This window comes from Mycoplasma sp. 3398 (assembly GCF_053851555.1).
In genome coordinates this window covers 234,347-245,498 of sequence record NZ_JBSQAW010000001.1, presented here as the reverse complement: position 1 = coordinate 245,498, position 11,152 = coordinate 234,347, and the positions used below count along the sequence as shown (strand labels likewise).

Below are 11,152 nucleotides of genomic sequence, written 5' to 3'. Positions count from 1 at the left end.
CCCTTAAAATGTTTATCAATTTACTAAATTACACCATAGTTTTTTTTTTTTTTTTGTGAAATTTATCAACAAAATATCAAAAAATTCTGTTTTTATAAATAAAAGTTATTCTTAGTTTTATCAATTAAGTCTACTGGTTTAAGCCATTAATATAAAAAATAAGATGACTACAAAATCATCTTATTAAAATTTTTTTGTGCTACCTACAAATTTAGTTCAAGTTCTATTTCTTTTTGAAATACCTTTGCAATTAAATCTTCAATTTCTTCACTTAATTTATTTAAAGTTTTCATTTTATTATTTAATTGTGTTTTTAACTCTTCATCTTCAGGATCTTTATTAGGAGATTTTTCTAATTTTTCTATTTCCTTTTTGATATCTTCTACTATGGCATTAGCTATTGAAAGGTGTTTATATATATTAATTCTTTTATCAATTTCTTGTTTATTTTTTTCAAAGACTTTAATTAAATCATTAATATTTTTATTATTAAAATCATTATCATTTAAATATTCCATAAGTTGCTTAATTTGAGTGTCCGCATCAGTTCTTTCTTGCTCTAATTCTGCTATTTGATTGGCAAACTCAGGTTTATCTGCCTTGTAGTTTAATAATTCTTCAACTTTTTGCTTTCTCTGTTGACTCTTTGTTTTTAAATCTTCATATTCTTTTTTTAGCTCTTCGTAATCCTTAGCATTATCAACATCGTCAGCCTTACTTTGAGTTAAATTATCAATTTGTTCATCTGCATCTTCAATAGTTGCTTCTAAATCATTCAATTCTGATTTAGAAATAATTTCAAGTTCGACGATTTTTTTATCGATTTCATCTTCGTTAACCTTAATTTCATTTTGTATTTCTTGTGCTTCTGGACTAATTTTTGGTGTTATATCATCTTTTTTAGTATCAGGTGTTTTGATTAAACCCTTTTCTTTAAGAGAATTAAAAAGTTCAATCAAATCCTTTTCTTTGATTTGTGTTTCAATCTCTTGTAAACTTTTTTGTAATGATTCTAATTTAAACATTTCTTCTATTTCTTCATCTGTCAAGTTGCTTAGCAATTCATCTTCTTTTGGATCTGGTGTAACTTCTGGGAGAGATGGTGATACAAGAGTATCTTTAGTGTCCTCATCTTCTGTTCTACCTTCTGGAAGGGTTTTTCCTAAATGTTTAATTTCTGGTTTCTTTTCTTGTTCTTTGCCTTCTTCTTTCTTTTTAGGATCTTGCGGTTTCTTTTGATCATCTATTTTAGGATTGCTAGGTTTATTATCATTATTTGAACTGCAAGAAATAACAGTTGCAGCTGTTATAAAAGGTATTGAAATGCTTGCTAATGTTAATAAAATTTTGTTAGATTTTTTCATAAATTTCCCCTTAAAATGTTTATCAATTTACTAAATTACACCATAGTTTTTTTTTTTTTTTTGTGAAATTTATTAACAAAATATCAAAAAATTCTGTTTTTTATAAATAAAAGTTATTCTTTGCTTTATCAATTGAGTATGCTGGTTTAAGCCATCAATATAAAAAATAGGATGATTCCAAAATCATCCTAATTCCTTTATTAATACTTCACATTTGCTATTACCTTTTTGTGGCACTCTTTTTTAGTTAAATTGCAATTTTATCTTACAAATCTTCAATAATTTTAATTTAAAGTATTCAATTCAGGTTTAGAAAAGGTTTTAAGCTAATTGCTTTTTTGCATAATCATTTTTCATTTTCTTTGATTTTTTTTATTTTCGCAGCACATAAGTCAATACTCGATGTTGGGACATCTTGCTTTTGTGATACGCTTTTTAATTCCGCTTAACTTTGTTATAAGTCCTGTCTACCATTACCTTTTTTGTGTTTCATCATCACCAACATTTTTATTTTTTAACCAATCATGCTAGATTGAATATCCTTAAAATCGCCTTTTTCATTGCTATCATCAATAATTAAGTTATCTAAATCATTGCCTTTATTTTCAGGTTTTGAAGATTATTTGCCGTGAGATTCTGTGAAATTTTGCGTATTATTAATTTCTCTTTCTTTTTTAATTAAATCATCTTCCTGCATTATTTGGCCTTCTTGGAATTTATTATTTGCTTTTTTCCTGATTTTAGAATTATGAGCAAAATTTAGCATTTTAAACAAATTCAAAACAGTTTTATTAACTTTTTTATAGTTCTATTTTTAATGGGCGAAACTATTTAAGGATTTTAATAATTTACTAGCTTAATTTCTATATTTGCTATAATTAATTAATCTTAAAAATCATGATTAAGGGGGTATGTGCTTTCTTTATAAATTGAGTTCAAGATATACATAGAAATATCAAAACTAAAACCTATCGGTTTTCAATTTTTGAAATAGCACTTTTTGGTCTATTATTATCATTATATATGGTGTCCGCAGCCATAGAAAAATTTGTATTTATTGGTGCTTTTAACATTTCAATAACATATGCAGTTTTTATTATTTTTGGTCTTGCGCTTGGGCCTTGAAAAGGGGCAATTATTGGTTTATTGTGTGATACGATTAATCAACTGATCTTTGGAATATCAACATGGATGCCTGAGTATGCGATTGTTCCTATTTTAATAGCTTTTCTTGCTGGATATTTTATGAGGGGATTAAATAAAAAAAACGAAACTGCAACATGAGCAATGGGTTTTATTTTTCTAACCATTATTACAACAATTTTTATTTTAATCCTACTAAAAGAATATAATTCCCTACCAATTAGTGAGGGGTCTCTAAAAAGAAAAAGAAAACTATCAATCAACGCTGTTATAGGCATATCTACATTTGGAATAGCATCTATATGAATAATATCGGAAGCATTCTTAATAACATATTTAGTAACAAGAAATGTCCACGTTAAATATGCAATGTTTCTATTATTCAATATTTTATTAACTGTATTTGGAATACTAATCATAACTAGATGATTATGAGGTCCGTATGCATACATTAACTATCATAACCGTTTCCGAAGCGGGACATGAAAACATAGTGAATATTACTTCTTCTTTATGGTACCTATCATATTTAAGAGTTTAGTTGAAATACCAATTTATACATTTGCTATATTTGCAGTTTATCCAATTATTAGAATAATTAGAAACAAAATTAATTATGTATCTAAAAAAATAAGTGTATTTTAACATATTGCAAAAATAGTTTCTAGTCTCTAATAAAATCAACACGGCTCAAAATTAAGACTTTTTTTACTTTCGTGTTTATAAACTATAAATAAAAATCTAGGTAGTAAAAACCTAGAATTTTATTTATATAAATTTTTAAATTACTTATTTCTAACAAAATTTTATGCTAATTAACTTCAAATACAGTAACAAAAGCAAAGGATTCAATATTATTTTTTTTGTATCGAACAATTACAGAAATTTTTGTCTTAGACTTTTTGGTCTTAACATCGAATTTTGTAGGTTTAATTATTTCAAATCCTTCAGGTACATTTATTTCATAAACTAAATTGTCAAGATTAAAATTTTCCTTGGTAAAACTACCATTATATTTAAGTTTTTTATCAAAACCTCTTGCTTTTATTTCTTCAGTTAATTGAAGTCTTTTTATATCCTCTTCTGCTGTTTTTTCATCATTAATTTGAACTCTTGTTGAGCTTATTCTTGCATAATCTTTATTCAGAACATCAGTTAAGCTGCCCAAACTTACTTTTATTGATTTAATTTTTTTGTTTTCAATAACTGGCTTTGAAAATATTAGAACATTTTGTGTATTAATAAAGGTTTGGGTGTAATTGTAAAAGAATAATTCTGAATCAATTTGATAAGTTTTTTTGTTAAATTCAAAATGTTGGGCTGCTATAAATTTTTCACCATCTTTTAAAATTTTTTCTTTAATTTCATTATTTATTAAAACTAATTCTTTTGATTTAAGATTCTTCAAAGCCTTATCATGAATTCTTTTAAAACCATTATCACTAGTTAGATATTCATCAGAAGGTGTTTCCTTAAAATCGACTAATTTTATTTGTTTATATTGTTTATTTTCAATGGTATTAGTTGGAGCTTGAATATCTTCAAGGGGTTCTTGGCCTTTTTGCTTTCTTATATTATTTAATTCTTCAATGCCTAATTTATTCAAATCAAATTGCACGTCATATGAAATCATAGGGCTTTTGCTTCAATCAGCAAAGGAAACTTCGATAGTTATTTTTTTAATATCGTTTTCTTCTTTTATATCTTTAAAAACATATTGTAATTGATGATTCTTTGTTGTTAATCAATAAGATTTATTAGTTAATTTTGCATAATCGCCCTTTTCGATAAATGTTTTATCTTTTGAATAATAAGGATAAACAAGAACATTCTTAAGTTGTGCAACTAAAAATTCTTTTTGCTTTTCTTGTGTTAAATTATGAGGATTAATAGAAGAAGGATGCGCATATCTTTCTTTATCAATTGTTTTGGTTATCTTTTTACTTATTTTTTTGTCTGTATTTGAATATAATAGAATATCAATTTTATATTCATTATCAGATACCTTAACTAGATTAGAAAGTTCAAAATTATACAAATTTTTATCATATTCCGAAACAACAAAGTTAGGCCTATTTTCAAAATTATTAATTGATACATTCGTAAGTACGTTTTGATAAGCCTTTTCATTATTAAATCTTATCTTTAACTTTGTAAGGTTCTCATCTAATTTTGTTTTTTCTTCTAATTCTTTGTTTATTTGATTCATACCTTTTTTTCATCCAGTTAGAATGAAAAATTTATTTTTTTCATGTCTTATATTGGTATTTTTCTTTTGTAGTCGATATATAAAGGTAATGTCATTAGTTTCTTCGTTTTTAACAGCCTTGTATTGACTAAATTCAAAAGTCTTGGGCAAAATCTTAATAATTTTGCTCAAATCAGCTTGTGCTAATGTAGTATTTTCTATACTTGGATAACTAAATCTTGTATACGATTCCGCTAATTTAAGCAACTCTTGATCAGATTTTTTTGACAAATTAGCAATTTTAGATTCTATTTCATTTTTTGCTATTTCCATATGATTAGTAGTAGATTCTATCATAATTAAATCACTACTGTTTTTTAAAATGTCCATAGCTTTATCTATAGCCTTTTGATAAACTTCCTCTTCTTCGAAGCTAAAAGCTAGCGATGCCTTATTTGCACTAAAGATTCTGTTTGTTTCCTCAACAGAAGTTTTTAATAAATTCTTAATTTTTTTTAAATCTTTTTTTCCATCCTGACTGCATGAAATTGATATCACAGGAATGGTAATTAATGGTGAAATTAACCCTATTGATAATAAAATTCTCCTATTTTTAGACATAAAGTTCCTCCGTAAATTAAAAGAAAAGGCCACAAAAAAGTGGCCTTTTTATCCCTTAGATTTTATTGATTTTAATTCTTAATCTGATTGATTTATTCATTTTATAGTGAAATTATAGCATAATTAACATAGGCATTATAAAAGCACTGAAAAAGTAATAAAAAAGTCCTAAAATGGACTTTTACTTGCAACTATGCGTATTTAATATATAACAACAAAAGATTTATTTTGTGCTTGGTTTAAATACATCTAATATTTTATAATATTTTGACTAACTAATTTAATATTATATTTTTTATTTAAACAATTTTTATTCATTATTATTGGTCTTTTCTTCATTTTGAATATCAAGATCAACATCACTGGTAATATCTTTTAATTCAGTATCAGTCAATTGACGTGTTTCATTTTCCTCGCCTGTTTCGTTAATTACTTTTGCCACTGCAACAATAGAAGAATTTCTCTTCTTTAGATCGATTAATTTAACTCCTTTTGCATTTCTTCCAGTAATACTTACGGCTTTTAGTGAAAATCTAATTGTAACACCCTCGTCGGTTATAACAATTATATCCTCAGTTCCTTTTACAGTTGCTGAGTAAGCAAGTTCGCCAGCCTTTCCTTCATTTAAAGCTAAAACACCCTTTGAATTTCTTTTTGTTTTTCTAAATGAATCAACAAGGCTTAATTTTCCATATCCACTTGCACCAAGACTAAAAATATAATTTCCCTCGCTCGAGGTCGAAGCAGAAACTACCTTTTCATTTTCTCCTAATTTTATTCCCACAACGCCAGCTGCTAATCTACCTTTTGAATTAATATCAGCCGCCTCAAAACGTGATAATTTTGAATTATTGGCTGCTATAAAGATGTCCTCATTATCAGTCGCAACTAGTGCCTCGACAAGACTATCTCCATCCCGCAATCCAAATGCTAGTTTTCCGTTTCGATTAATTAATTTATATAATGATAAATGTGATTTTTTAATAATTCCCTTCTTAGTTACAGTTACTAAGAATTTATTTTTATCATAGTCGCTATCATCAACACTTAATATTTTTATAACACGTTCATCACTACTTAAAGCACCAATGATATTAATAATTGGTGTACCTTTTGATTGCTTAGTCCCCACTGGGATTTCATATCCTCTTACACGATAAACCTTAGCTCCAGTAGTAAATATCAATAAATCAGTATGTGTATTAGCTACCAGAATGTCTTGAATATCATCGTCTTGATAGGTTTTAGCAGTTGAAACACCAACGCCACCACGGTTTTGTTCTTTGTACTCATCTAAATCTAAACGTTTTAAATAGCCATTTGTAGTAACAGTAATGACAACGTCCTTTCTAGGAATCAAATCCTCATTATTAATATCAGAGGCTTCATCTCAATTAATTTGCGTTTTACGGCTATCTCCATATGCTTCTTTGATTTCGTTTAACTCTTTTATTATTAGATCAATTAAAGCATTTTTATCGCCCAATATTCTTTGATATTCGCCAATTCTTTCGTGAACTAATGCCAGCTCTTCATTCATCTTAGTAATAGCTAATCCAGTTAATCTGCCAAGTCTCATATCAACAATGGCCTTAGTTTGAATTTCACTTAAATTAAACTTATTACTTAATTCTGTTTGTGCTTCTACATCAGTTTTTGATTTCTTTATAATTTCAATTACACGGTCGATATTTTCAACGCAAATTTTAAGGCCTTCCAAAATATGAGCTCTTGCTAAATCTTTTTCTAAATCAAACTGCAATCTTCTTGTAAGAACATTAATTTGGTGTTTTAAATATACTTCTAAAGCAGTTTTTAAATTAAGTTTTTGCGGTTCATTATTAACTAAAGCTACCATATTAAATGAAAATCTAGTTTGAAATTCTGTTAATTTAAATAATTTATTCAAAATAACTTCTGGGACATATGCCTTCCTAATTTCGATTACAATTCTTATACCATCACGGTTTGATTCATCACGAAAATCGGAAATTCCTTCAATTTTTTTATCCTTAATTAAATGATTTATACTTTCAATTAAGCTTGCTTTATTTTTACCGTATGGAATTTCTGTAATAATAATTTTAGATTTGCCGTTACTCAATTCCTGAATAGTTGCCTTTGAACGTATAGTAACACGGCCAACTCCTGTTTCATAGGCGCGTATTAAACCTTCTTTGTCAAAAATTATCCCTCCAGTTGGAAAATCTGGCCCTTGAATATATTCCATTAATTCACTTATTGTAATATCAGGGTTTTTTGCCAATGCACAAACACCATCGATAACCTCATTTAAATTATGAGGTGGGATACTTGTTGCCATACCAACAGCAATACCATATGAACCAGAAACTAATAAATTAGGAAATCTAGAAGGCAATACTACTGGTTCTTTTTCTGTCCCATCATAGTTATCAATAAAATCAACAGTATTCTTCTTAATGCCATCAACCATAGCGCCTGCAATCCTTGACATCCTTGCTTCTGTATAACGCATAGCCGCAGCAGAATCGCCATCAATAGAACCAAAATTACCATGGCCATCAATTAAAGGATATCTCAAAGAAAAATCTTGAGCCATTCTAACCATTGCTTCATAAACTGAACTATCACCATGAGGGTGATATTTACCCAACACATCCCCAACAATACGAGCAGATTTTTTATGTTGCACATTATGAAACATCCCTAATTCGCTCATACCATATAATATTCTACGATGAACTGGCTTTAGTCCATCCCTTGCATCAGGTAAAGCCCTTGCAACAATAACACTCATTGCATATTCAAGAAACGAACTCTTCATAACCGTTGCAAGATCAGCTGGTCTTAGTCCGTTTACTTCACTATCTAGAATTTGACTTTGGACAACATAGCTTTCATTATTTTGGGGAATATATTCCTCTTCATCATCTATTGTTTCTTTTGGCTCGTCATCAAAAACTCTTTTAATTTCATCGCTAACTGCATAAAAATCATCTATTGTTTCCTCTTTGCTTTTTTCCTGGCTCATTTTTAGTTCATCTAGTTTTTTTTCTTCATCATTAAGCATATTTACTCCTATAATATATTACAAAGTAATATATTAATTATATCAAAAAAGACATAAAAATTAAAGGCATAAAAAAACCATAAACTTTTTATGGTTTAAAATTTAAAAGCAATAAAATAAATTTTTTTGCCTTCATTTCTGAATTTTTCTTCATAATCAGTCAATTTATTTTCAATTTGATAATTACAATTATGTAAATCCGACGTATGATAAATTATATCAGCGTTAAATTCCTTTAATTGTTCCAATGCAAATTCATATAACCCATTATTATCAGTCTTAAAATAAACTTTGCCTTCCTTATCAAGAACAGATTTATATTGCTCTAAAAAAGTTTTATAAACTAGTCTCCTCTTAAAATGCCTTTTTTTAGGCCATGGATCAGAAAAAGTTAGCCAAATTGTTTTTACCTTATCGGCAATAATTTCATTAAGTTTAGCAGCATCACCCACAATTATCTTCATATTTTTTAAAGACTTTTGTTCAATCTTTTTGAGCGCTGATAATGCTGGGGTCGAGTATTTCTCTATACCTATATATTCATTTTCCGGATGACATAGTGCTAATTCTGAAAGCATCTTGCCCTTTCCCATACCAATCTCAACAACAGCATCCTTTTTAGGTGTATAAGGGAATTGGTTAATATAAAATTCGCTATTTTCGAGAGTGCTTAATGCGTTTTTATTATGTCTTAATCTCATAAATAAAATTGTATAAAACCTTCTTGCATATTTTTTAAAAAAGATGGTTTTTAGTAACTTTTGTTTATAATTTTTATGATAACTAACTAAGTAAAATTAGTTTCTTATACATATATTAATTATTTAAAAATGAGGATACATGAGCTCTAATAATGAGATTAAGAGTTTTCATGATTTAGCAAAACAAGAAAATATATCAAAATTAGAATCAAGAAAACCTAAGAAACTATATCAAATGGGTCAGCTAGTTTCTGTTCAAGCTTTTAAGTATGATGGCACATTATATCGACAATATGAAGGGTGTAAAATCATAGCTAATCTTGATGATTTTGTTGTTGTTTTATTAATGAAAACAAAAGTGCAAGAATCAAATATCAACTGGCTAGTTTCAAAACCTATTTTGTTTTTCTTTGCCAAAAATAAATTTTATAATGCTTCGATAACTCTTAATGATGATAGACCAAACAATATTTATGTTAATTTAGCTAGCCCTTTTTTTATTGAGGATAATATCATTAAATACATTGACTTTGACCTTGATATTAAATGTTACAACGATGATGAGTTTAACGTTATTGACTGAATTGACTTTAAAGAATCGATAACCAAGTTAAATTATCCTTTAAAATTGATTTATCGCATCTATAATGAACTTGATTTTTTAGAAGAACAAAGTAGATTAAAAAGGGGTATTTTTTCTAAAAAACTTATTAATGATATTAAAAAACAATTAATAAATTCCGGCGATATTTAGAATATTTAAGACTAATAAAAATAGAGGAAATTCCCTCTATTTTCTTTTTATTTTAAGCAATTTCTATTTCAGAAGAAACAACTTCATTGCCAATAATAGGAACACCATTTTTAACAAATTCAGCACCTTTATATTTAATTATTAAAGTAAATTTATTGTCTTTTTCATTAACTTCATAATCAAGTTTGCTACTGATTTTTGTTTTATTTTTACTAATGTATGTTGGGTTAGAAGGGTTTGCAAGTTGATAGTTCTTTCCGTCTTTATTTCACTCAATATTGCTTTCAGATAACAATACATTGTCAGTTGATTTTACATCCCTCCAGTTAGGATGTTGATTTACTTCTGTATAAATAATTGCATGTGAGCTATATGAATATCACAAATCAATCTTTTTTTGTTTTAAATCATCCTTTAAGGTTGATTTCTTTGAATAATCATTATTTAATTTAAATTTACCTATAGTAGTCTTTATAAATTCATCAACAGATTTTACTTTTGGGTCTTCTAAAGGTTTTGCTATAGAAAACTTTATAGTAGAAGTATTAGATATATCTGATATTGTATGATTTCCATTCTTATTAAATGTTGCCGCCTTGTATTCTACAACAACTTCAAACTCAATTAGTTTATTTTGTTTTTTATCATCTTCTTTTTCTTGTTTATTAATTATTTTATAATCTAATCTTGATTGTAACGCTTTTCCTTTTTTTCCTTCATATGTAGAATCTTTAGCATTAACAAGTTGTGTTCCATCAAATGTATCAGATGACTTTATACTAAAAATTACTTGTTGTGGCTTGCTTCAATTAGGATTCTTACCTTGTTGTGTTACAACTATATTTTTATCTTTTCTGCCATATCATAATCAAACTTCTTTATTTAATAATTTAGCACCATATTTAGTTTTATTTTCTTCACTAACCTCAAAGATATCTTTTAATTTCTTAATTACTTGATTTTCTTTTTTTGTTTCATCAATAGGAGCACTTGGATTATCGCCTGGTTTGTCATCTGGTTTAGGTGTTGGTTGTTGTTTGTTTTTTAATTTAATCTCATTAATTTCATTAATAAATGCATCCTTTATTCGTTTAATTTCTGCATCTGACTTCGCTTGAGCTAATAAATTTCTTGTCTTTGTAACACTTTGCGCTAATAAAACTTTTGTTTCAGCAGTTAAACTTTTATCCTCTTTGATAGTTTTATTAACATTTTCAATTTCTTTTTCTAATAATTGTTTTTCAGAATTAGAGCATGAAACTGCTAAAACAGGAACAATTCCGATACTTGTTAAGGGCAATAATATTTTTAATAAACTCTTCTTCATAA

The 11,152-nt window shown here is 27.3% G+C and carries 8 protein-coding genes; 1 reads left to right on the top strand and 7 read right to left on the bottom strand.

All coding sequences use genetic code 4. The annotated features are described in order from the left end of the window. Nucleotides 1-203 precede the first annotated feature (203 nt). From ACWXVK_RS00865 to trmB, 6 genes are all read right to left on the bottom strand, one after another. Nucleotides 204-1,364, bottom strand: a complete 1,161-nt coding sequence (locus tag ACWXVK_RS00865) for a hypothetical protein (protein ID WP_456016938.1) — start codon at nucleotides 1,362-1,364, stop codon at nucleotides 204-206. 619 nt (nucleotides 1,365-1,983) lie between these two features. After that, nucleotides 1,984-2,130: a hypothetical protein gene (locus ACWXVK_RS00860; protein WP_456016936.1), complete on the bottom strand. Its 147-nt coding sequence runs from the start codon at nucleotides 2,128-2,130 to the stop codon at nucleotides 1,984-1,986. 202 nt (nucleotides 2,131-2,332) lie between these two features. After that, a complete protein-coding gene (locus tag ACWXVK_RS00855; protein ID WP_438340546.1) occupies nucleotides 2,333-2,959 on the bottom strand; it encodes a hypothetical protein in 627 nt (208 codons plus the stop codon). A 359-nt stretch (nucleotides 2,960-3,318) separates the two neighbouring features. Beyond that, nucleotides 3,319-5,316 (bottom strand): variable surface lipoprotein, encoded by a 1,998-nt coding sequence (locus ACWXVK_RS00850; RefSeq protein WP_456016934.1) that lies wholly within the window; start codon nucleotides 5,314-5,316, stop codon nucleotides 3,319-3,321. Nucleotides 5,317-5,626: 310 nt separating this feature from the next. After that, nucleotides 5,627-8,368 carry a DNA gyrase subunit A gene (gyrA, locus tag ACWXVK_RS00845; protein WP_456016932.1) on the bottom strand — a complete coding sequence of 914 codons (2,742 nt, stop codon included), beginning with the start codon at nucleotides 8,366-8,368 and terminating at the stop codon, nucleotides 5,627-5,629. Between the two features lie 95 nt (nucleotides 8,369-8,463). Further along, nucleotides 8,464-9,069: a tRNA (guanosine(46)-N7)-methyltransferase TrmB gene (gene trmB, locus ACWXVK_RS00840; RefSeq protein ID WP_455966003.1), complete on the bottom strand. Its 606-nt coding sequence runs from the start codon at nucleotides 9,067-9,069 to the stop codon at nucleotides 8,464-8,466. Nucleotides 9,070-9,208: 139 nt separating this feature from the next. Here trmB and ACWXVK_RS00835 point away from each other — a divergent pair, with 139 nt between their 5' ends. Continuing rightward, nucleotides 9,209-9,823 (top strand): DUF402 domain-containing protein, encoded by a 615-nt coding sequence (locus ACWXVK_RS00835; protein ID WP_438340542.1) that lies wholly within the window; start codon nucleotides 9,209-9,211, stop codon nucleotides 9,821-9,823. Nucleotides 9,824-9,875: 52 nt separating this feature from the next. Here ACWXVK_RS00835 and ACWXVK_RS00830 read toward each other — a convergent pair whose 3' ends face one another. Beyond that, nucleotides 9,876-11,150: a hypothetical protein gene (locus tag ACWXVK_RS00830; RefSeq protein ID WP_456016930.1), complete on the bottom strand. Its 1,275-nt coding sequence runs from the start codon at nucleotides 11,148-11,150 to the stop codon at nucleotides 9,876-9,878. Nucleotides 11,151-11,152: the final 2 nt, after the last annotated feature.